Below are 23,366 nucleotides of genomic sequence, written 5' to 3' on the forward strand. Positions count from 1 at the left end.
TTCTATTACACAGATGGTGACGCAATCGACCCCTGCGGTTCCTCATCATTACTTGTATTTTTTAGCTTTTTATTAAAAATAATGAATAAGGTCAGTCCCATTATGCTCATAATCACCTCTGTTACAGTCATGGACCAGATCACACCCTGCAATCCAAAGAAGTAATGCAAGGCGATAAGCATCGGGATATATAATACGCCTTGGGTTATCGACATAACACCTGTCGCAATCCCTTGTCCGGTCGATTGGAAGATACTTGTGAATAAGCCGGTGAATCCGTTAAATAAGGCTGAGATCAGCATAGCCACTAATATAGTGGTTCCCACACTCAATACCGAAGGATCATTTGAGAAGAGGTGAATAATATTTTTTCTGAATAGATAAACCAACCCTACAAACAGAATAGAAATGCTTCCAATGTAGACAAAGGCATATTTAATGCCTGAGTGAAGTCTGGCTAGATTCTTACTGGCAAAGCTAAAGGCAAAGAGCGGAATTAAGCCTAAGAATAAGCCCATCGACAGAAATTCAGGTACCTGAACAATTCTTAGTGCCACTCCGAATCCAGCCACCACGCTGTCTCCATATTCCATAGAGAAGTTATTCAATAATAGTGTAGTGACAATGATGAATGCAGCCTGAAATAACTCAGATACACCTATTTTATAAATTTCCAGTTTGTCTTTGAAGGAGATCTTGAAATATCGCAAAAATCCTCTGAGATGCTCACTTTTCTTCTCCAAGAAATAGATGTAATACATGGCGGAACCCATATTCGCTACAATCATACCCAGTGCGGCGCCAGCCACATGCCAATTCAACACTAGAATGAAAAGCGGATCAAAGATCAAACTGAGGGCCGTACTGATAAATATCCCATACATCGATTCTTTGGAGGCACCTCCCGAGCGCACGAGTTGTTCCAATGCAAAATTTAGCACGATGGTGAATCCACCTGCAAAAAGAGTGATCACATAGATTCTTGTGTAATCAAAAGTAGCAGCATCCGCACCCAACAGCCGCGTGATCGGATTAATCGCTAAAAAAGCAACGAGGGCGAGCAGAATACCGGCTATCAAACTTCCATAAAAGGCATATCCAGCAATCCGTTTGCCTTTCTCCGTCTCTTTTTGCCCAGCCAAACGTGTAACAAAGGTTCCACCGCCTACCCCGAGCACATTCCCAACGGCCATCAAGACCGTGAAAATAGGTAAACCTAGCGTAATAGCCGTCAGCATACTGGTGTTGTGCAATAGGCCTATGAAATAAGCATTAATGACATTGTAAATGGTCCCAACAGACATCCCTATCATCATAGGAATGGATAAATGGGCAATAGCCTTCTTGATCGGCGCCGTTTCTAAATAATATTGATTCGTAAATTCTTTGGCCATCGTTAGTCCTCCAAACGTAGTTATAAGCTTGATTTCACTTTTAGCAATAAGGATTGTAGGGTTTGGACTTCTTCTGGGCTAAGCGCGCTGGTAATGCTTGCTTCTACTTCAGCGAAAATCTGATAAAACTCCTCCACCAAAAGAGCACCCTTTTCCAAAACAAAAATATTTTTTTGCCGTTCATCCTTCTCCGATACTACACGCTCAATATAGCCTTTTTTCTCCAGCCCCTGGAGCATACTGGTAATGCTGGCCCCTCTTCTGTTGGAGTGTTCCGCCAAATCCTTTTGAATAACGCCTTTATCCTGATTCTCATAGATATAACCGATCAAACGTCCCTGCGGAGAGTTTAGGTCCAGCTCATTCAGCCTCTCATCGGCCGTCCTTTTTATCTTCATGCCTACCTCTCTGAACAAATCCGAAAAAGGTGTATTTAAAATTGGCCTGCTCATTGTAATTTCCTCCCCATGTACTTTAGTTAGAAGTCTAAGTAATATGATTATCATAATACTTAGACTTCTAACTGTCAATGCTCTAAGTAAAATGTTTGAATGATTCCCATAACAAAAACTCCTCTCCAGAACTTGTGGTTAGACAAGTATTGGAAAGGAGTATTACTAAGCATGCAATACCATGAGCCTTGTGGAACGCTGTAATAGGAGTTAGCCGCTTACTGTATTAGAGCGGATTAGGTACGAAGCTACCCCCGCGGCAGTGCTTCAAATAGTTCAGTGCATGAACCTGACCGGTCATTTCCAGCTCGTCCCGATAAACAGGATCATGAAATCCTTCTATATCGATCGTACCTTTGTAGCCAGCCTGGCGCAAAATGGTGATGATATCGACCCAGTTGGTATCGCCAAAGCCTGGTGTCCGGTCCCAAACATACTGCTTTGGACCATGAATGCCATATTCCTTGACGATATCCCAAGCTATAGTAGCATCCTTGCCATGTACATGGAAGATCTTATCCATCCATTTGCGCAGCTGTGGAATCGGATCAATCAGCGCAATCAACTGATGGCAGGGTTCCCATTCCAGGCCCAGGTTGTCTGCCGGAACGGCATTGAACATTTTCTCCCAGGCCGCAGGGTTATGGGCGATATTCAAATCTCCGGTTTGCCAGGTTCCACCCATGGCGCAATTCTCAAAAGCAATTCTAAGGCCGCGGTCAGCTGCTATTTTCGACAGTTCTCCGAACACCTCTGTAAATTTTGGGATGGACTCGTCAATGGACAAGCCAGGCAGACGTCCGGTGAAGCCAGAGATGATATCTGTGCCGAATAAATGCGCGTGATCAATCAACCGCTTCCAGCTGTCCAAAGCATCGGCATGCTCTCCAGTGCCTGTGAGGGGGTTGCCATAGATTCCCACGGAAGAGATGACAAAATCATGCTCAGCGGCCAGTTCTCGCAATCGCGCTGCCATTTCCACAAGATCGTTATCACCGGTAGTCTGCCAGAAGTTCAAGTTAAACGATTCGAAGCCGTGCTCAACAATTTGTGGAATGACTCTGAGTGCATCTCCGCCACTGACTATCGTGCCTATTCTCAGTTTATCTTGCATCTTGTGTACCACTCCAATACTGGTTTATAGACCAAGTAGAATTTTCTAATGAGTATTGATCATCTTGCAGGAGCCGCGTTTGAGCAATACCGCATCGTAGACAATATGCTGGTTGCCTGAGCGTTTGGATATCAGGTCAAAGAGAACACCCACACTGGATAAAGCCATTTCTGTGCCCGGTTGGCTGATCGTATCGAGAGAAGGATGATAATATTCGGCCATTTCAATGCCATCAAAGCCGATGATAGAGATGTCGTCGGGAATTGAAAGGCCTGCGCTAAGCACGGCTTTGGCCGAGCCCATGGCAATCGTGTCAGACGCTGCAAAGATAGCCGTTACTCCTTTGTTCTTGTTGAGCAATCTTCGTGTGGCATTAAATCCCGAGCTTGGGCTGTATTCACAATCTTCCAGCAGTTGAGGATCATAAGGCAGATCATGCTCCTCCAACGCTTGTTTGTAGCCCAGGAATCGCCGATTACCCGTGGTTTCATTCAGTAGCGGTGACTTAGCCAGGAAACCAATATTCGTATGTCCAAGTGAGATCAAATAACTGGTGGCCTTATAGGCCTCTTTCATTTCATCAATAATGACACTGGAGAATAAGTCAGGGTCAACCTCCTGTGTGGTGGTGATCGTCGTCAGCACGAAAGGAATATTCAGTTGTCTGAACTTCTCTTCGGAATGATCATAGGTACCGCCCATGAAGATAATTCCGCAAAGATTTTTTTCCTTAACCAGTTGTACGGCTGCTGTGATTTCATCTGTTCCGTCCTCAACTTGATGGATGAGAAAGGGGTAACCCCGTAAGTTGACCTGACGTTCAATTTCCCTGATCATGTTGGCGAAGAAGGGATTGGTAATCCCTTTGACCATAAGTGCAATATTCTTGGATTGGGTAGTTTTTAAATTCCGCGCATTGGAATTGGGAACGTAATTATATTCCTTGACCACATTCAGAACTTTCTCCCGTGTGGCCTTGCTTACCAGTCCCTTGTTGTTGATTACCCTGGAAACCGTTGAGATGCCGACACCGGAAATCCGCGCGATATCCTTAATATTTACGTCCACTAAACTCCCCCATTTATAGGTAAGGGAACTATATATAAAACTATAGCTCCCTTACACATTTTTAGTTTCCTTTATTTGGCAGGAACAAATTCAGTAAGTTGTTTCTCTACTTCGGCAATAACCTTGTCAACTCCTGCTTTTTTCAGCTGATCGCGGTATTCTGCAACCGCTTCTTTTGGTGATTTGCTTGTTTTACCTAGCATCAGCTGAATACCAAGCTGTGAGTTCACGTTGGAGATCGAAGCAATTTCCGTAGTCACATTCGCTGGATCAAAGCTAAATCCACTGTAAGGATCATTAATGGCTACTTTATCCCAATCAGCGAACAGGGTATTGCGAATAGGGTTTTCTGTATCACTTGGAATAACGAATTTGTCATTTCTCAAAGACCAAGCCGAGAATCCTCCGCCATCCGTTTTTTCATTGAAACCTGGAGGGTTCTTTTTAACGCCGTCTTCAATGACATATTGCTTGCCTTCAATCCCATATTGAAGAAGGTTGTAGTAGCTTTCATCCGTCATAAACTTCTCAATAACCATCAGTGAGCGTTCTGGATTTGCCGAACTTGTGCTGATAACGGTGGAGTTATCTACGCCCAATTTACGTTTGATCTTCTTATTAGCTTCAGCGAAGGTAAAGAAGTAAGGATCAGAGGTTGGTTGTGACTTCAAGTCTGCTCCATATTGGCCGATCCAATCCTGAGCATGAGTCATATAACCAGCAGAGTTTGCTGCTCTAAAGTTATCCTTGCCACCCAGACTTGAGGAAAGAATATCTTTCTCCCAATACCCTTTATCCGCCCATTCACGCATCTTCACTGCCCAATCTTCAAATTCCTGGGTGAAGGCTGGATGCATGACAGTTTTATAGTCCTCAGGACTTTTGGTAACCAGGTTAAGCTCATTTAAAGAGATACCAGGTGCATCAAGCCACATATCTGTGGTATCTACCAGCATTCTGAACATATTCTGCGCATCTTCCGCTTTACCATTAAGTGGTGGGAAAGATTCATTAGCGACCACATTATCCATGTATTTCGTCATTTCATCCAATGTGGTAATTTTGTCCATACCGTATTTCTTCAGCAAGTCTGAACGATAGGCATAACCGGCAGGAGTGAATTCACTATATAAACTAGGAACCCCAAAGATTTTGCCTTTATATTTCGTGTTCTGCCAGATACTTTCAGGAATTTCCGCTTTTAGCTTAGGAGCTACTTTGTCGAGCATATCCGTGATATCTACTAAAGCACCTTGGCTAGCCAAGGTAAAATAAGAAACTGGCGCTCCAGGAGAGGCATGCGACATATCAAACTCTTCACCAGAAGCGAATAGCAATGGGTATTTAGTAGCTGTATCCGGCCAATCAATATATTTCACTTCAATGGTAGCGTTCAGATCTGCCTTAAGTTTCTTGTTAATTTCCGCAAGAATGGCCTTGTTGGCAACACCTTCACTGCCCCAGAGGTAATACACTAACTTGGCTTCCTTGGAAATATCAACGCCGCCAGTTTCTGTTGCCGGAGTTCCGGAAGCATCCGGAGAAGTGTTGGAATCACTTTCCTTGTTGGATGAACAGGCTGACAATAAACCGGTAAGCATGAGAACGGCAATTAATGAAGATACAATCTTTTTACCTTTCATTTAGGTAAGCCTCCCTTTTCTATTTCTAAATTTTTTCATTTATAATAAACGTCCCAGGAAAGAAGACATCCATTAACCTTTTACTGCCCCGATGGTGAGGCCTGTTACGAAATAGCGCTGCACAAATGGATACAAGAGAATAATCGGGCCGGTAGCCAGCACAGCTGTAGCCATCTTGATGGATTGAGTCGGAAGATCAGCGGTGTTAATAACCGCCCCAGAGTTGATTAAAGACTGGAGGTTGGTCTGACTGACCATTCGCTGCAAAAAGTATTGCAGAGGGTATTTGGTAGAGTCACTGATATACAGCATCCCGTTATACCACTCATTCCAAAAGCCAAGTGCCGAGAAAAGACCAATGGTAGCTAGTGAGGGTACCGCCAATGGAATAAAGATCTTCCAGTAGATACGGAAGTCGCCAGCACCGTCAATCGTAGCGGATTCGTACAAGGAATCCGGAATGGCCTTCATGAAATTACGCATCAGGAAGATCGACCAAGCGCCTACCACAGCTGGCAGAATCATGGCGAACAAGTTGTCCTTAAGATGCAGATGCTTAACCATCAGAATATAGGTTGGAATCAAGCCGCCACTAAAGAGCGTCGTGAAGTAAATTAGAAAGGAAAAGAAGTTGCGGTATTTGAAGTCCTTGCGATTGAGCACGAAGCCAGCCATCGACATCATAAACAGCCCAAGTACCGTACCCACTACGGTGATAAAAATAGTGACCTGGTAAGCATCTACCAATTTGCTGGAGTTGTTCAGCAGCATGTCATAAGCCTTAAAGGAAAATTCTTTGGGCAGTAGCTTATAGCCCTCGCGGACAATCTCCTGCTCGTTCATAAACGAGGAAGAGATCATTAAGACGAAAGGGAATACACAGATCAGCGCAAAGATAGTGATAAAAATATAACTGATTATTTTAATGACGGTACTTCCAGAATCCATTTTTATTTTTGAGTTTTGCATTTTCATCACCCCTGTTTAGTTTCCGAATTATTTAGAACAAAGCACTGTCCGGTTCAACCTTACGTACAATATAGTTCACTACAAGCACTAGAATCAGGCCGAATAAGGATTGGTAGAAGCCCACTGCCGCACCCATGGAGAAGTTGAATTGTCCCACCAAGGATCGGAAGACATAGGTGTCAATGATATCCGTCTGTGGATAAAGCACAGAGTTCGTTCCGATCAAATTGTAGAACAGATCAAAGGAACCCTTAAGAATGCCACCCATACCGAAGAGCAGGAGCAGAATAAATGTAGGCTTCAGGATAGGCAGAGTCATGTAGCGAATCCGCTGCCAAGTGGTCGCCCCATCGATATAAGCAGCCTCATACAGCTCATGGCTAATCCCGGTTATGGTCGCTAAATAAACAATCATGCCGTATCCGGTTCCCGCCCAGATTTTGAAGGCCACGATAATGTACTTCCAGATGCCCGCATCGGAATAAAATTCATAACGATCCAACCCGCCATTGGCAAGCATTGTGTTGATAAAGCCAGAGTTGAAATTGAATAGGTTGTAAGCAAACACACCAACAATAACCATCGAAATAAAGTTAGGTAGGAGAATAACCGATTGGGAAATCTTCTTGAACCATTTGCCCGATATTTCCGATAGCATGATGGCAAACAAGATTTGAATGATATTCCCCAAAGCTAGAAAGACGATGTTGTACAGCAGTGTATTTTTCGTAATGTTCCAGAGCTCGCCTGTTTGAACCAAAAACTCGAAATTCTTCAGGCCGATAAAATGGCTTCCGAAAATACCCTTGCTGAGATTGTAATCAACAAATGCGACATATGCACCGGGCATCACCGCATAGTGGAAAATAAGAAAATATACGATTACAGGTGACAACATCAGAAATAAAACCTTGTTCTTCATGACTTCCCGGACAATATTTCCACCAGTAAGCTTAAACCTTGCCAATAAGTCCACCTCCAATTTGCACTATGCATTCATAACAAATGCATGCCTTTAATAAATCCCCTTGTCAGCACATCATCATTTGAAGTTATTGCTTTATATAGAGAAGTGAAAACTTCTGAAACATAATAGAAACGTTTCCATTTTTTCTTTTTAACATTCCCCTCACTAGGAGTATATGCCCCTGTTGTATACGCTGTCAAATAAATTTTTTCAGATATGCAAGTCTTTAAATCACAATAATTATTCATAAATACAATAATTAGGAGACATTCCAAGTGCAATTGACATTATTTCGACTTCGGGATAAAATTGGGGCATATCATTTGTGGAAACGTTTCTATTTATTTTCTTACTAACATACTCCTCTACATTTGCTTCTATTAATGAATTACCCATGTGTTCAAATTTTGTATCATTTATCACAATAACTTCAGTGCCTTAACGAAAAGGGAGATTTCCATGACTAAACCGTTTATCCAAGAACTTTTGAATGAAATGACACTGGAAGAAAAACTAGCTCAATTAACCCAGCTTGGCCCTTATTATTGGGGGTTGGACGATACCGTGGATTTAACGGGCCCGTTCAAGGAGCTCAATATTAAACCACATATCATGGAGAACATCGGCAGCGTTCTGAACGGCACGGGTGCCAGGAATGTGATTGAGCTGCAAACCCGGCATTTGCAAACCAGTCGCCAGAAGATTCCCCTGCTCTTTATGGCAGATGTCATTCACGGCTACCGGACCATCTTACCGATTCCTCTGGCTATGGGTAGTTCATTTGACCTAGAGGCCTGTGAACGATTTGCCGAGATAGCTGCCAAAGAGAGTGCGGCTGCCGGTATTCATGTTACTTTCTCGCCAATGACCGATCTCGTACGCGATCCGCGCTGGGGACGTGTAATGGAAACTTCGGGAGAGGACCCTTATCTGAATGCACGGGTTACCGAGAGCATGGTTCGTGGCTATCAGGGAAAAGACCTCAAGGAAAAAGGACGCATCGCAGCTTGCGTCAAGCATTTCGCCGGCTATGGTGCGCCCGAGGGCGGCCGCGAATACAATACAGTGGATGTGTCCTCCGGTGTATTGCGTGAATTTTATCTGCCTGCCTACAAAGCGGCGGTGGATGCTGGTGTGGCCATGGTCATGACCGCGTTTAACACGGTAGACCGGATACCTGCTACCGGTAATGAACAGCTTCTCCGTGGCATTCTGCGAGAGGAATGGGGCTTCAATGGTGTTACAATTGCCGACTTCAATTCCGTAAATGAACTAATCCCTCATGGCGCTGCAAGCGATGGCAGTGAAGCAGCAGAGAAAAGTCTGACTGCCGGCGTTGATATCGAGATGATGTCCACTCACTATCTCAATCACGGCTCCGATCTGGTGGAGCAAGGCAAGCTAAATGTGGCTTTGATCGACGAAGCCGTTATCCGAGTTCTGGAACTCAAGGACGCGCTGGGCCTGTTTGAGAATCCGTTCAAGGATGCCGATCCGCTAGTGGATGAGGCCGCTGAACCCTGCGCGGAACATACACAGGCAGCGCGAGAACTTGGTGCCAGCTCGGTAGTATTGTTGAAAAATGAAAATGAAGCATTGCCGCTGAAGAAGGGCATGAAGATTGGCCTTGCCGGTCCCTTTGCTACCTCTGTTCATGTGCTGGGTGGCTGGGCTGGAGTGGAAAAAGATACGGCTGTATCGCTCTACAAGGGAATTTCCCAAAAAACCTCTGCCGAGGATATACTCACGGCTATGACTGGTGAGCTCGGAAGCATGCTGGAGGGTATTTTTGATGTAGAGGATGAGGTGGAAGAAGCATTCAATCGCTTAAAGGATTGCGATGTCATTCTCGCTGCTGTTGGTGAGAACCAACAAGATACAGGGGAAGGCGGTAGTAAGAGTAACCTACGCCTGTCTGCCAATCAGGAGAAGCTGATCTGGCGCCTGAAGGATACCGGTAAGAAGGTTATCACTATTGTATTCAGTGGCCGGCCGCTAGAGCTGAAGCCTATCCTTGAGGCCAGTGATGCCTTGCTGCAAGCTTGGTTTTTGGGTACGGAGTCAGGGAATTCACTCGCGGATGTACTATTCGGGGATTATAATCCATCCGGACGTTTATCCATGAGCTTTCCCTACACGGTAGGGCAAATTCCGGTTTATTATAATGCCTTTCAAACAGGACGCCCTTATGATCCCCAATATCCACAAGTGCGTTATGTAACCCGGTATTTGGACTGTCCCAATGACCCACTATTCTGCTTTGGCTATGGTCTGAGTTATTCCGATTTTGCTTACAGCGGTTTTGCTGTTGAAGAAGGTGAGCGCATTCATGCTTCAATTTCGGTAGAAAATACTTCCGACTGTACAGGTAAGGAAACGGTTCAGCTATATATCCGTGATGTCAGCGCAAGTGTCGTGCGCCCGGTTAAAGAAATGAAAGGCTTCCGGCAGCTTTCTTTAGCAGCGCATGAGAAACAGGTAGTTTCCTTCGAAATTACCAAAGACATGCTGATGTTCTATGGCAAGGACGACCAGCTTATCTTCGAGCCTGGAGAATTTGATATTATGATTGGTCGAAACTCCGATGATCTGTTTACAGAGCGGATCTGGATCGGTTGACAGGTGTATAGCTCCACAATTGAAAGCGCCAACCTTCTGCAATGAGGGTTGGCGCTTTGTCATACGCTCAAAATATAAATAAGACATCCCTAAAAGCCTGACATTACTTTTACTAATAAAGATTTTAAGGTTTAAGTCTCTTCCAGAGTAAGTATACTTGTAATACTTTTTTTCTACTTCAGAGAAAATTCCGGAGTATTATCGTACCTTTGTCCTCGCAGATCATACCTTCCGATGGCGCTCCCTTTTTTTGGTAAATCACTTTCATCTATCAGTATAGATAAGGAACCGCAGCAAAAGAAACTACATGCATTCGAGAAAAGGTATGATATTTCGAGCTATCCATACTAGTTATATCCCTAGCTCAATATGGAACGATTCTCCTCTGGCATCGTCAGGGTCAAACCAAAGTCTCACCTTCCCGGGTTCACTGTGTTCAATAGATATTCGGTCTGACTTGTTAATCACACGGGTAACAGGCATATTGATTTCGATTGCTATCGGACAGCTCTGCATTTGAGTCGGATCAGCTATGGCCAGGTTCCAGCCTGTCGGATTCGTTTGCAGGATAATGGATGCTTGACTACTACAAGAAATATCCTCGCTTCTATACCAGCCTGGCTTCCAGAAATGCACTGCTGTTATTCCCAATTCCGCATCTTCAACCGCATGTACCTGATCATTTAATTCCAGGATTTTCAAACTTGAATCCTCAGCAAAACGGGCAGTTTCTTCTTCATTCCAACCAGGCAGGAGTACATATGCGTAGTGATCTCCCTCAGGAGCTTCTCCATGATCGAACCACAACGTTTGATAGAACCTTTCCATTCTCTCAGGTGAACCGGAATGGTTAATACCCCTCCAACTGCCTTGCCGATTTTCACGCAAGGCATGTACACAGCATTTCTCAGGAAAGAAGATACCCGCATCCGCTTCCCCGACACTGCCCGTCATATGAATCCATTTTGGATGAAATGTATCCACGTATCCAATATTCCGGCAAATCTTTTTTCCGTCAGCTATAATCACATTGTCTCCAAACGGGTTTAGTTTCCGGTTTTCTATGATCGTTTCCACTTTAGCGGAATTACGGCTCGTAATATCCGAACCTAAGGCAATGATGCGGTTTCCGAACAAAAACCAGCTTTTCAACGCTGTTAGTTTGTTTTCTTCGTCCATAACATCTTCCAATTCCATAGCAATTGCACCGTATTTCTTATGAAGGACAGCACCACCAACAAAAGATTGGGTGCTTAAGCGGCCTTGCCCGGCTCCATCCTTCTGCAATGTGTTGGTTACTGTAGTTCCAGGCAGGCGGTAGGGATCAACAGTCGGCCAGTAGCAATCGGCATATTGTCCCAAGTCATTATTGTACAGATGGCTCATTCCATACGAAGTATACCACCCCTTAAGATTTTCTTTATTACAATCTTCATAACTAAATATCCGGCTCGAAAACATACTGATGGAGTAGGCAAATCCAGGACCTTGCAGCACCGCCCGGTCCATTTGTGTAAACAGTTTGCAGAAGGCCTCATCCCGGGCAGGCTGTATTTGTTCATTGTCCAGCAAAGCTCTGGCTTGTGCTGCAGTATCCGGCGGTGCTTCGGCTATATACGATTTATACGTATCCGCCATAATCCATCCTTTAGCTCTAGAGAGCAGCCGTGCTTCATTCGTCTCACCCAGTATGCGGGAAAAACGTAAGCAGGAAGTAATGACAGAATGTCCACTCTCATGATTTTGCCAATCCCTCCGGGAGACTTCCCTGCCGCTCGCCATATCCATCATTGATCCTCTGAACATAAGTGGCACAAAAGATTGATCAATCCATTTAGCCGTCATCTCTTTTGCAGCAATAGGCAATTCCCAACGAGTATCGTGCAGCCATACCATCAACCGGACAACATCCTGCAATAATGAAACCCCATATCCGCCAGTGTACGCATACTTGCCATGCTGAATAAATGAGCCATCCTCGTAGAAACCATCCCCTTCGATAACATTCCTGAACACCGGAAGCAGCGCACTGCGGGCTGCGAGTAGCTTTTGCCCATCGCCCTGAATAACAGCTGCAAGGGCAACAGCCGTTGATTTCCAGACCAAATTCGCTCCTGTTGAAGGCGGAGCCTTTGCTGTAAACCACTGAGCATGAAACGCTGGATCACCCACATATTTGTCTACAGGGAGGAGCAGACGCTTGGTAAGTTCTTTATCCAGCACGTCTTCCGTGAGTATGATTGTCTCCAGCAGAGCTATCGGCACCCCAATCTCCCAATACCACCAATTTCCATAGGGATGGCAGCTTTCGTTGTATCTATGCTCATATAGCCATTCCAATCCATAAATCACCTTTTGCTTTAAGGTATCGTTCATATAACAGGGAGACCGGGATGATTTCAAAGCGATTGCCATCCCTCTTAAGCGGTCTATGATTATAAATAAATCCGCAGCGTTCCCATTATAAGGAATATTATCCCACAACAACTCATGATTGTTGAGCATCGTTTCCTGATCATTTTTGACCCTCTGCAGCGATTCATGACTAAGGGTATCTCCAGAGATATATTGCTGCCAGTTGTTTTTTAAGATAAGCATGGGAATTCTCTCCTTAAGCCAAATTTTTCTCCGTTAAGCATTGAGTGTCTATACCTGCCATGATCAACACCCTAGAGCAAGCCATAGGCCCGCAAACTCCAAACAGCGCTTCTCCAATTAAGGCAGAATCGCTGCTTTGCTGATTGTTCCCGCTTCATACCCTACTTTTTATGGCTATTTGCGTTGTTCCCATTCCTTGAGCGGAGATGGCGGAGGAGTACTTCCCCACTCCCCGGCTTCAGAACCAAGTTCAAAGATAAGCGTGCCGCCTCCGGCGATTTCTTCATGGCGAATCCAGGCACGGTTCAAATCCTTACCGTTGATTGAAGCAGACAGGATATACCGGCTGCCGGATTCTTTATACTCACCTTTAGTTTCGATTGTTAAAGGAGTGGGGCTCTCCTGCGCTCCTAACAACAGGGTCGTTGTCTTGAACAATGGGGGAACGAAGAAATAAATGTCTTGACCCATCAAAGGGTACAGACCCATGGCAGAACAAATGAAAAAGGCACTTTGGCAACCCATGTCCTCGTTATCCCCTAATCCATCACGTTCAGCCCGGAAGTATTTCTCCAGACATTCCCGAACTCGATCAGCCGCCTTATCCGGTCTTCCCGCATAAATATATAAATAAGGAATATGTAGCATGGTTTCTTTGGAATTATAATATCCGCCGTCAAAGAAATGGTCTAAATGTCCAATAAAAGCTTCCTTTCCTCCATGGCGCTCGACAAGACCATGAAAGTCATGATGCGTACTGAACGACCATTGCAGACTGGTTCCCTCGTAGAAATAAGGATCATTCCAAGAATCCGGCAGGCAGGTTGTCGGGTCAAAAGACATGGCCCACTCTCCGCTTGGGCGTCTGGGCGCAAAGCATTTGAGATCCTCCCGCCATAAATTCCATAGCTTCTCCGAACTATGATAATACTCCTCTGCCGTCTCTTCCTGGTCTAGAATCTCAGCCAACCGGCCGATACACCAATCCTGATAGGCATATTCCATATGACGGGAAACACAGTTCTTCTTTACCTCTGTGGACAAGTACCCCAGGTCATGGTAATCCTTCAGATGACGGCCATAGAGCCAGGTGTCCGGAGACTGAACCTCATTATTCTTGCGCATTTGCTTGAGAGCTTTGACATAGTCGATGCCCTCAAGCTTCTTAAGAGCCGCTTCACAGAACAGAATATCTGCGGAGCTCCCCCCTTGAATCATGGCGCTATGTCCCATAATCCAGGCGTCCGGCAGCCAGCCGGTATGATCCGAGATATCCAGCAGACAATTGAGGATATCCACTTCAAGCTGCGGGTCCAGCAGTGTAATCAACGAGTTGGCATTTCTGACGCTGTCCCAGAGCGCATAGAAATCGGTATAATGACGCACTCCTGATTCCCAAGCGAAGTTCTCATCGTCTACACCCAAATCACTCGGCATGCAAAACAAACGGGTCATCAGTGTATAGAACAGTCGAGTATGTTCCTCACTCCCTCCTTCCACAGTGACTCTGCTCAATTTATCTTCCCAGATGCTGCTGGCCGCTTGCCGGATTTCATCAAATCCGGCAGACGCTTCCCGTTCCACACTGGCTCTTGCCTTGCCGACACTTACATAAGAGATGCCTGTCTTGGCCACCAAAACTCCGCAATTTCCAAAGCTAAGGGAAGCCTTACAATTGGCGCCATCCACAGAGGTGCTTCGGCGTACCCCACCGGCATCCGCCAGCATGCTGCTCTCAATAGGTTGATCGAAGCGGATATAGAAATAGACGGAATAAGGGAATTCATGCCCCCAGCCCCCGCGCAGGTCGGAACGGCCTGCAATCTCATACGCGGAAATAACTTCGAGGTAACCGCCCGTGGAGACTCCGGTAGTCTCTCCCGGCTCATCTCCGCCTACCTGAATTACCGCCCCTGCATCAATCAGCAGGTTGGCAGCGTCCTCGGCATTGAAGCTGTAACGGTGGATGCCTGTGCGCGCTGTGCTAGTCAATTCAGCCTGTATGGAAGCGGGCATTAATTTCACGCTGTAATATCCTGCTTCCGCATGCTCATTTTCCTTAAGGTATGGATCGATACTAAACCGCTGCATTCCGGTATAGGGGGTGAATCCCACATTGCCATAACGGCCTCCGCCCCCCGTTCCACTGACATGGGTATGGCTGAATCTTATAATCGGCTTCGAGCTGTCGTAGCCGTGAGATAAATGAGGTGGCAAGGTATCCGGTCCAAGTCTTACGATGCTGTTAGGCAAATAAGGCCCGCACAGACAATTATTCTCCCCATCCACGCCTATAAACGGATCGACATAATCCACTCTTCTTTTAAACAATTAATTGCACCTCCTGTATGGCCATGAACTCTTTTCTCTCTACCAGAAGATTTCGTTCTCACCCTTTAATTTCAGCAATGCTTCCAGGAAGTAATAATCGCCGTATATGATAGGCACCTCTACTTCAGCATTGTGCGGGAAGCTGCCGGTTCCCCGGGTAATTAACGCTTCTTCCGCCGGGTCCTTCGGTGAGTAGTTGCGAAATAGCGACTCTGTTATTGCAGCACCCAGCTTCCTATAGTGTTCTGATTCTTCGCCCTCCAGCAGATAGGCAATCTCCAGTATTCCGCTGGCTGCACAGGCAGCCGCCGTTGAATCCTTGGCCCATTGCTGTTCTACAGGCGCCCGGAAATCCCATGGAGGTACAAGATCCTCTGGCAATTGTTCAGCAAAATAATCCGCAGCTGCTTTGGCGGCATTCATAAAACGGATGTCGCCCGTGTAACGGTAACCTATGGCAAATCCGTAAATAGCCCATGCCGATCCACGGGACCAGGCGGAAACAGGACTATACCCTTGTCCGCCAAGCGCCTCTATCCGCTCTCCCGTCTCGGGATTAAAGCGGACGATATGGTGCACAGAGCCGTCCTCACGGATGAATTCCCTGAGCGCCATTTCTGAATGTGCACTGGCTATATGACGGTATCGCGGGTCCTGGAGTTCTTCGCTGGCCCAGTACAGCAATCCAAGATTCATCATGCAATCTATAATGGCCAGGCCTTCACTGCCTTCATACAGCCATGCCCGGATGAAATGCCCTTTGAGATTAAAGCGGCTGGCTAAATGGCTGGCAGCGATCAGCCCTCTTCTTCTGGACAGCGTATTGCCGGTGAGCTTGTAATCGGCCACCGCTGACAGACTCCAGAGGAATCCGTTATCATGGTGGAGCTGTTCATATTCCTGAAGAGGCGCGTCCAATTGCTCCTCACAACTCTCGGCAATGCTTCGATATTCCTCGTCGCCTGTAGCACGATAGGCGAGCCACATCATTCCAGGCCAGAACCCGTTAGTCCAGCAGTCCGGGTCACGCGCATCATACTTCCCGCCGTAAGAGGCATTGGGAAAGGTCGCTCCAATTCGGCTCCGTGTACGGCTTAATTTGCCCAGGGCATATTCCCATGCTTCATTGATCCAAGTCTCCATTGTCTATCGTCTCCCTTTCTCTTGTACAGGTGAAAGGCAGGACGCCCTGAAACAACTGGCATCCTGCCATGATTCAACCCATCAATTACTTTTCTGCTTTCCAGGCATCAATTTGGGCTTGCAATTCTGCTTTGACCTTCTCAATGCCGGCTTTAATTAATTTCCCATTTCTTTCCTCAAGAATTTTAGCAGGGTTAGGAATAGCACCCGTGCTTGCGGCCCGGTACTCACCAATCACCGAGGTAAGCTGGGTGATCTCGTTTTTAACAGACGACTCGTCAAATACGAAGCCTAACAGCGGAGAGCGTTTAGCCTCATTGTTGAATTCCTTCCAGCTTGTATACAAATCATCCGGTTGACCCGGCTTGAGATAATTGATGAGCTGATTGCCTACCACCCAGAACAGGGCACTGCCGCCATACCCGGAATCGGCAATCGGCTCAATCCGGTTCTCGCTAATCTTCTTATAGTGGGTTCCTTCAATCCCGTTAACGAACAGGTTCACGGCATAAGGATCGGTATGCAGCGCATTTAATACCATCATGGCCCGTTCCGGATCTTTGGAGGTGCGGGAGATGGAGAACATCGATCCGGCGGCGAGGTCAGTGGTCACGATAGGCTCTTCAATAACCTTGGAGACAAAATCATATTTATTGTCTGAGGCAATTTTCAGTTCAATGTCCGCCCCCGGCTTCCAGACTGCCTGCTGCATCCAGATTTTACCCTGCTTTCTTAAATCACCGATCTCAGTCGTTGTTGTAGCGGCATCGCTGTTGATATAGCCCTTCTCATAATAGCTGCGGTTCAGCTCATACTCCGCTTTGGCAATCGATGAAATTTCCGGATCAACCACCGACTTTATCTGGATGTTATCTGTATTCGTATAGTCGTATAAGAACAAAGGAATCTTGTTGGGCGCCGGCCCGATGGCGCGGAAGTTGGAGCGGGTTTCATACATCATCGTCTCACCCGATTCCTTGATGTAGTCCAGAATCAATTCGGGTTCTTGCTCCTTCAGCAGCTTGAACCAAGGCTCAAAGTCCGACATCGTCTTGATGTCCTCAATCGGGATATTGTATTTGTCGATGATATCTTTCCGGTACGTGTATGCCTTGCCCTGGGTAATCTCTTTGTTTGTTGGAATCCCATACAGTTTCCCTTTGTAGCGCGGAGCCTCAAGATAGATCGGATTCAGGTTCTCTGAGATGCCCTGCCCGTATTTGGCCAGCAGGTCATCCAGATCCAGGAAGGCGCCTTTGGCAACGTTTCCGAAGAAATTAAGCCATGATGCTGTAAACACAAGATCCATGGGCTCTCCGGCATTGAGCATCAGCTCGGTCTTCTGCTTGTATTCGCTGGATGCAATCGGTTGAAGATCAACGGTTGCATTAAATTTCTCTTTGAAATATTCACTGAGCTTGGCTTCCACCAGCGCATCATCCCGCTGCGGCGCACCGAAGTAGATGATCGAAACCTCGTACGGCTTCAGTGAGTCCGAACTATTGGCAGGCGCCGTACTATTCGCGCTACCCGTGCCATTTGAAGCTGCCGGTACAGAAGAATTTCCGTTATTACCGCTGGAGCATGCTTGCAAGGATAACGCGAGAACCAGAACGATCGCCGTAAATAGCGATTTGCGCCCTTTTAACTTTTTCATATTAACCCTCCCTGTATGATAATGCTTTTATATAGAACGGCAGACAGAATGTGCTGTTTGCCGGTTCCACCGCAGCTTTAGCCCTTTACTGCCCCTACTGTCAGGCCTTTGACGAAATATTTCTGAAAAAAAGGATACGCGATCAGGATCGGCCCCATCCCTATGACAGCCATTGCCATCTGCAGGGATTCGTTCGGAAGGTTCTTCATCATCGTTGGATTCTGGGCGGCCAGCTCGACGTTATTGCGCAGATACTGCACGTCATTGAGCACGCGCATCATCAAATACTGCAGCGGATATTTGTCCTCACTGCTGATATACAGCAGGGCATTGAACCAGTCGTTCCAATACCCGATCGTACTGAACAAGGCCATGGTTGCCAGAACAGGCAACGAGAGCGGCAGAACGATCCGCAGGAAGATTCTAAGCTCACCCGCACCGTCAATTCTGGCCGATTCGATGACCGCAGGATGAATGGTCGTCTGGAAGAAGGTCCGCATAATAATGACGTTGAACGGCACAATCAGCATGGGCAGAATCAGCGCCATATAAGAATCCTTGATATGCAGCACTTGAGTGTAAATTAGGTATCTGCTGACCATCCCGCCATTAAACAACATCGTGAAGAACAAAAAGAACGTAAATGCGTTACGGAACGGATAATCCGCACGTGAAATGGGATACGCATACAGTGCCATCAACAACACGCTGAGCGCTGTGCCAAGAATGGTTATGGTAAGACTCACCTGATATCCCGACAAAATAGTCTGAAAATCTTTAAAGATGGATTCGTAGGCAATGAACGACCACTTATTCGGAAAAAAGCTGTACCCCTGAGTCAGAATAGATTGCCCATCTGTGAAAGATACAATAATTACAAGCAGAACAGGCAAAAAGCAAAGGAGTGAGAGAATCACAAAAGCTGTGTTTAGAATCAAATTGGACATTGCGGAAATTCCGCCTATACGGTTGCCGGTGTCATTAGCCATGATGGTTCTCCTTTATTTAGAATAGAGCCTGTTCTCGGTCAATTTTTCTGACCATGCTATTGGTTGCAATTACCATAATGAATCCAATCACCGATTGTACCAGCGCCGTGGCTGAGGACATCCCGATATCGTTTAATTGCATCAAAGCGCGATATACGTACGTATCAACGGTATCCGTTACCGGGTATAGAGCCCCTGAATTCATTGGAACCTGGAAGAACAGTCCGAAGTCAGAACTAAAAATACTTCCCATCGACAGAATGGTCATAATAATAATGACCGGCCGGATAAAAGGAATCGTAATATTCGTAATCTGTTTCCACTTGGAAGCCCCGTCGATCAACGCAGCTTCATAGTATTCCGGATCAATTCCGGCGATAGCCGCGATGTAGATCACAGCACCGAAGCCCGCATGCTTCCAGGAGTTAACAAATACCAGGATATAAGGCCAATATTCCTTCTCCGAATACCAGAAAATCGCATCACGCCCAAAGCCTTTGAGAATGGTGGCGTTAATGAATCCATGATCCGGCTGCAGGAAAGCGTATACGAGATAACTCACCACTACCATGGATAAAAAGTGTGGCAGGATAATAAAGCTTTGGTAAACTTTAGCCAGAAACCGCTGCCGGATCTCATTGATGGCAACCGCGATCGACACCGACAGCACCAAGTTCACAATCATAAAGGTCAGGCTGTACAGCAGCGTGTTTCTTACAATTCTCCACATATCCCCCGAGGAGAACAGGAATTTGAAATTATCAAATCCTACCCATGGACTCCCCCAAATCCCATCAATGTAATTCACATTCTTGAACGCAATAAATATACCGAACATCGGCAAATAACTGTGCGCCAGAAGGACAAGAACAGCCGGCAGCATCATCAGTGTCAGCGCCTTGTACTTCCACATGGCATGGATAAATCTTTTGAATCCGGTGGCTCTAGTCATGTCCATTACTCCTTTCATGGACTTATTATAGAACCATCTCTCTACGGCTACGATGATGCATTCCTGTAAAAACGTGATCTTTTAAACGTCCGTTTGCCGCTACATGTCATTCGGGTCGGCGCAGGGGCAGGGTGATGATCGCCCGAGTCCCCCCTTCCCCGCTTCGTTCATAGGTTAACCCGAACGCTTCCCCGTAATGGAGCTGAATACGCTGATGCACATTTCGAATTCCGTATCCCTTCGCACTATGCTCTCCCTGCATGATGGCAGAGAGCTCCTCAAGATCTACCGGCAGATGCCCATTGTCCTCTACAATGAAGCGGAGCGTATCTTCACATTGAACCGCAGATATCCGAATCTCTCCTTCTCCATCCATTCCACGTACGCCATGAATAATTGCATTTTCAATCAGAGGCTGAATAATGACTTTGGGAGTTTCATAGTCTCTCAGCGTTTCATCTATCTGCCACCAGACTTCAAAGGTGTCCGGGTAGCGTTTTTCTTGCAACCGTGTATAGGCCTTCGCATGCTCTAACTCTTCACCAATAGTAATCATTTTCCGGCCTCTGCTTAGACCAATACGCAACATACTAGACAAGTCCCTAACCATTTCACCTACCTCGTCATTGCCGCTGTCCAGCGCATACCAGTATATCGAGTCCAAGGTATTGTACAGATAATGAGGGGTGATCTGGGATTGGAGCATCAGCAGCTCATACTCTTTCTGTTTCAGCTGCATCACATAATTTTCTTCAATCGAATAATCCAGTCTTTTGGTCATTTTCACAAATGATCCATATAGAATGCCGAATTCATCATGCCTGGGCGGCTCCTCGGATAAAAACAGCGTTTTTCCGGGCTCATAAATTTTCATAACAGAAACGAGCTTCACTACGGGTTTAACAACAAGTCTGACTAAATAGAGAACAAACGTGAGGACAAAAGCCAAAAAAACGACGGAAATGAAGACAAGCATTTTTTGAAGCCAGATTTGTTTACCGGTAATAGATGCGAGCGGGATTTTGTACAATAATCTTGTGTGGAATTTAGAACTGTCCGAATAAGCATAGAGCCACTCTTCTCCGCCTTCTTCTGCGAAGGTGTAGCCGTAAGAAGCCTCAGGTTCTATGTTCTGGTGAAGCTCCGCCAGAGACGGGCTGCCTAAACCTGCTGACATTAACAGTTCCTCATTATCATTGAATAAAAAAACACCAGCAGTAGAGGGCAGCTCAACAGATACCATATCCCGGGTTAACAGAACCTCTACCTTGTTGACAACCAGCAGGCCGATGGCCTCATCATAATTTCTGGGATTGAGAATACTGCGCATGAAGGAGATCGTTTTCTCTCCTGAATCTGAATGCGTGATGCGCAGGACCCCGCCTCCACTTAGATCCATGTCTCTTACCATAGCGTCAGGCAATCCGCTATTATCTTTATCTAAATATTTGAATCCTTTTGTCTTATGGGAAAGATCAAAAGGCGTATCCCGCCGCTCTATATTTTTCATATAAATCGCATATTCCGTGCCGCCGGTAGACCAGCTCTCCAGAATGTTATCGGCCTGCTGGATTTCATTCAGTGTGTCAATTCCGGTCCAAAAGCTGTACCCTGCCGGATTCCTGAAAAATTGACTATCCAGCAGTGTTATCGTCCTGTCATTGATCGCCGATATGGTTTTATCTATCGTCACATGATTTTGTTTAACCAACTGCAATGTGGTACTGCCGACTTCTTCCTTTATAGTGTTTACAGCCACATAAGATGAAATCCAGCCTACTACTATAAAGGGGAGGACAATAAATACAAGGAATGCCAGGGTAACTTTATGTTTCAGCTTCAGTCCGGTCCCCTCCTCTGGCTTGTTTTCGGAATTCTGCCGGTGTAAGACCCAACACTCTTTTGAACATCCGGCTGAAGTGCTCAGGCGATTCATAACCTACCGCGTAGGCGATTTCATACCGTTTCTTATCCGTAGTACTCATTAGCCGCTTGGCTTCTTCCATTCGCAGTGCCGTCACATAATCCCAGAGGTTGGTTTTCATATCGCGTTTGAAAATATAACCAAGATGTGCTGCACTGAAATGGACCTCTTCGGAAATATCCTGAATTTTCAGCGACGGATTACGGTAATTCTTCTGGATGTAGCTGGTAATCCGTGAGATTACGTTCTGATCTCTGGCTTGGGAGAGCTCCTGCAAAAATAGAACCGAATCCTCAATGTACCGATGCAGCCGCTCCAGCTTCTGCTGTCCGGTAAGTCCCTGGAACACCATATCCGGATTGAAATCATAGAGGGAAACCCCGTTCCCCTGTCCGTATTCTACCAGCAGTCCGTAAATCCGGTAGATCAGCATGCCGCAATAGCTGTTCATAACCTCCTGTGACTGATCAGACACCGGCAGTTGGCCAAGTATTTTTTGCGGATTCACGTACCCTATTGATTCTACCGCTGATTTCATCTGCTCCATGAACTCACTAACCTTGCTCATCCAGACCACCATACTCAGATTATCCTGCATGGCTATATCGTGATAATAGAAGACTCTTTGTCCGGGATGAACTTTGTTCCACTCCGCAGCAGTGTCTGCTTCTTCCATCAGTTTGGGGAGCATCAGCACATCCCCGCCTAAGGTGCTGAGACCGATCGTCGCCTCTACATTCAGATACTGTTTCATATTCATAGCGATCATCTGCCCGATCATATGAATCTGCGAGTGTATTCTAACCTGGGGATCGCTCATTTCTTCAGAAGATAACTGGATAATGCTTATGATGGAATGGCCGAAGCCGTTAAAGGTCAAACCATTCCATTCCGATAACGTTTCGTTCATAATATTGATAGCTGCATATTTCAATAATTTGCGGTCATGCAGGGTGATCTTCTGATGGCTGAATCCGGCCTGGCTATAATCAATGCGGCTGGAGATCACGCCGAAGAATTGTCCTTGTAATAGCTCTCCCAGCTCACTGGTCACATCTTCGATATCCTTCTGGGTCAGATTCCGTTCTGTAACCAGCTCCATCAGCCACTCGTTACGCCTGGATTGCTCCTGGATTTGCTTGTTTTCCTCCTGTGGACTCTTCCCTGGAAGCTCTTTCTGGGTTAGCACTTTATGAACTACACGTAACAGTTCTGTTCGTTCTACCGGTTTTACAAGATAATCCCTTGCCCCAAGCCGGAGCGATTTTTTGGCAAAATCAAACTTCTCATGGGCAGAAATGACAATCACCGGCACATTCCATTGCTCCATATAAATGTTTTCCATTAGTTCAATTCCACTCATCCGGCCCATCTGTATATCGGTAAGCACCAGATCAAAGCTGTCCATCCGCAAATAATCAATAGCTTCAAATCCATTGATTGCTGTTTCAACATAAGTGATGTTCATATCCGAAGCGAGTAGAAAATTTTTGATCCCCGCACTCACTCTCGGCTCATCATCAACAACGAGAATTTTATACATGAT

The 23,366-nt window shown here is 46.0% G+C and carries 16 protein-coding genes; 1 reads left to right on the forward strand and 15 read right to left on the reverse strand.

Translation table 11 applies throughout. The features are described 5' to 3' along the window. Positions 1-5 precede the first annotated feature (5 nt). The 7 genes from GJB61_RS11665 to GJB61_RS11695 all read right to left on the reverse strand — a co-directional run bounded on the left by GJB61_RS11665 (position 6) and on the right by GJB61_RS11695 (position 7,607). Positions 6-1,394, reverse strand: a complete 1,389-nt coding sequence (locus GJB61_RS11665; RefSeq protein WP_154118664.1) for an MATE family efflux transporter — start codon at positions 1,392-1,394, stop codon at positions 6-8. A 20-nt stretch (positions 1,395-1,414) separates the two neighbouring features. Then, the gene (locus tag GJB61_RS11670) at positions 1,415-1,846 is read right to left on the reverse strand and encodes a MarR family winged helix-turn-helix transcriptional regulator (protein WP_154118665.1); all 432 of its coding nucleotides are present in this window, start codon (positions 1,844-1,846) and stop codon (positions 1,415-1,417) included. A gap of 226 nt (positions 1,847-2,072) precedes the next feature. Continuing rightward, entirely contained in the window at positions 2,073-2,960 is an 888-nt protein-coding gene (locus GJB61_RS11675) for a sugar phosphate isomerase/epimerase family protein (protein ID WP_154118666.1), read from the reverse strand. A gap of 45 nt (positions 2,961-3,005) precedes the next feature. After that, positions 3,006-4,028: a LacI family DNA-binding transcriptional regulator gene (locus tag GJB61_RS11680; RefSeq protein WP_338115764.1), complete on the reverse strand. Its 1,023-nt coding sequence runs from the start codon at positions 4,026-4,028 to the stop codon at positions 3,006-3,008. 71 nt (positions 4,029-4,099) lie between these two features. Then, complete coding sequence (locus tag GJB61_RS11685; RefSeq protein WP_154118667.1) at positions 4,100-5,671, reverse strand: DUF3502 domain-containing protein; 1,572 nt, start codon at positions 5,669-5,671, stop codon at positions 4,100-4,102. Between the two features lie 72 nt (positions 5,672-5,743). Then, positions 5,744-6,640 carry a carbohydrate ABC transporter permease gene (locus tag GJB61_RS11690; protein ID WP_229521602.1) on the reverse strand — a complete coding sequence of 299 codons (897 nt, stop codon included), beginning with the start codon at positions 6,638-6,640 and terminating at the stop codon, positions 5,744-5,746. Between the two features lie 31 nt (positions 6,641-6,671). After that, positions 6,672-7,607 carry an ABC transporter permease gene (locus tag GJB61_RS11695; protein ID WP_229521603.1) on the reverse strand — a complete coding sequence of 312 codons (936 nt, stop codon included), beginning with the start codon at positions 7,605-7,607 and terminating at the stop codon, positions 6,672-6,674. Between the two features lie 459 nt (positions 7,608-8,066). Here GJB61_RS11695 and bglX point away from each other — a divergent pair, with 459 nt between their 5' ends. Next, positions 8,067-10,226 carry a beta-glucosidase BglX gene (bglX, locus tag GJB61_RS11700; RefSeq protein WP_154118669.1) on the forward strand — a complete coding sequence of 720 codons (2,160 nt, stop codon included), beginning with the start codon at positions 8,067-8,069 and terminating at the stop codon, positions 10,224-10,226. Between the two features lie 351 nt (positions 10,227-10,577). Here bglX and GJB61_RS11705 read toward each other — a convergent pair whose 3' ends face one another. The 8 genes from GJB61_RS11705 to GJB61_RS11740 form a co-directional block, all read right to left on the reverse strand. Further along, positions 10,578-12,824 (reverse strand): polysaccharide lyase 8 family protein, encoded by a 2,247-nt coding sequence (locus GJB61_RS11705; RefSeq protein WP_154118670.1) that lies wholly within the window; start codon positions 12,822-12,824, stop codon positions 10,578-10,580. A 174-nt stretch (positions 12,825-12,998) separates the two neighbouring features. Next, positions 12,999-15,155, reverse strand: a complete 2,157-nt coding sequence (locus tag GJB61_RS11710; protein ID WP_154118671.1) for a GH92 family glycosyl hydrolase — start codon at positions 15,153-15,155, stop codon at positions 12,999-13,001. A 39-nt stretch (positions 15,156-15,194) separates the two neighbouring features. Then, a complete protein-coding gene (locus GJB61_RS11715; RefSeq protein ID WP_154118672.1) occupies positions 15,195-16,298 on the reverse strand; it encodes a glycoside hydrolase family 88 protein in 1,104 nt (367 codons plus the stop codon). Positions 16,299-16,383: 85 nt separating this feature from the next. Beyond that, positions 16,384-17,955: an ABC transporter substrate-binding protein gene (locus tag GJB61_RS11720; RefSeq protein WP_154118673.1), complete on the reverse strand. Its 1,572-nt coding sequence runs from the start codon at positions 17,953-17,955 to the stop codon at positions 16,384-16,386. A gap of 77 nt (positions 17,956-18,032) precedes the next feature. Beyond that, positions 18,033-18,944 (reverse strand): carbohydrate ABC transporter permease, encoded by a 912-nt coding sequence (locus GJB61_RS11725; protein ID WP_154118674.1) that lies wholly within the window; start codon positions 18,942-18,944, stop codon positions 18,033-18,035. 16 nt (positions 18,945-18,960) lie between these two features. Next, positions 18,961-19,902 (reverse strand): ABC transporter permease, encoded by a 942-nt coding sequence (locus GJB61_RS11730; RefSeq protein ID WP_229521604.1) that lies wholly within the window; start codon positions 19,900-19,902, stop codon positions 18,961-18,963. A gap of 100 nt (positions 19,903-20,002) precedes the next feature. Then, the gene (locus tag GJB61_RS11735; RefSeq protein WP_154118676.1) at positions 20,003-21,832 is read right to left on the reverse strand and encodes a sensor histidine kinase; all 1,830 of its coding nucleotides are present in this window, start codon (positions 21,830-21,832) and stop codon (positions 20,003-20,005) included. Beyond that, complete coding sequence (locus GJB61_RS11740) at positions 21,723-23,363, reverse strand: response regulator transcription factor (protein ID WP_154118677.1); 1,641 nt, start codon at positions 23,361-23,363, stop codon at positions 21,723-21,725. Before GJB61_RS11740 ends, GJB61_RS11735 begins: the two co-directional genes overlap by 110 nt. Between the last annotated feature and the right edge of the window lie 3 nt (positions 23,364-23,366).

Origin of the sequence: Paenibacillus monticola, assembly GCF_009664975.1 — a bacterium.
GTDB classification, from domain to species: domain Bacteria; phylum Bacillota; class Bacilli; order Paenibacillales; family Paenibacillaceae; genus Paenibacillus_AQ; species Paenibacillus_AQ monticola.

Excerpts from the sequence above, each read along its gene's own strand:
- GJB61_RS11665 (WP_154118664.1), bottom strand. The coding sequence starts at position 1,394 with ATGGCCAAAGAATTTACGAATCAATATTATTTAGAAACGGCGCCGATC.
- GJB61_RS11670 (WP_154118665.1), bottom strand. The coding sequence starts at position 1,846 with ATGAGCAGGCCAATTTTAAATACACCTTTTTCGGATTTGTTCAGAGAG.
- GJB61_RS11675 (WP_154118666.1), bottom strand. The coding sequence starts at position 2,960 with ATGCAAGATAAACTGAGAATAGGCACGATAGTCAGTGGCGGAGATGCA.
- GJB61_RS11685 (WP_154118667.1), bottom strand. The coding sequence starts at position 5,671 with ATGAAAGGTAAAAAGATTGTATCTTCATTAATTGCCGTTCTCATGCTT.
- GJB61_RS11690 (WP_229521602.1), bottom strand. The coding sequence starts at position 6,640 with ATGCAAAACTCAAAAATAAAAATGGATTCTGGAAGTACCGTCATTAAA.
- bglX (WP_154118669.1), top strand. The coding sequence starts at position 8,067 with ATGACTAAACCGTTTATCCAAGAACTTTTGAATGAAATGACACTGGAA.
- GJB61_RS11705 (WP_154118670.1), bottom strand. The coding sequence starts at position 12,824 with ATGCTTATCTTAAAAAACAACTGGCAGCAATATATCTCTGGAGATACC.
- GJB61_RS11715 (WP_154118672.1), bottom strand. The coding sequence starts at position 16,298 with ATGGAGACTTGGATCAATGAAGCATGGGAATATGCCCTGGGCAAATTA.
- GJB61_RS11720 (WP_154118673.1), bottom strand. The coding sequence starts at position 17,955 with ATGAAAAAGTTAAAAGGGCGCAAATCGCTATTTACGGCGATCGTTCTG.
- GJB61_RS11725 (WP_154118674.1), bottom strand. The coding sequence starts at position 18,944 with ATGGCTAATGACACCGGCAACCGTATAGGCGGAATTTCCGCAATGTCC.
- GJB61_RS11730 (WP_229521604.1), bottom strand. The coding sequence starts at position 19,902 with ATGGACATGACTAGAGCCACCGGATTCAAAAGATTTATCCATGCCATG.
- GJB61_RS11735 (WP_154118676.1), bottom strand. The coding sequence starts at position 21,832 with ATGAATCGCCTGAGCACTTCAGCCGGATGTTCAAAAGAGTGTTGGGTC.
- GJB61_RS11740 (WP_154118677.1), bottom strand. The coding sequence starts at position 23,363 with ATGTATAAAATTCTCGTTGTTGATGATGAGCCGAGAGTGAGTGCGGGG.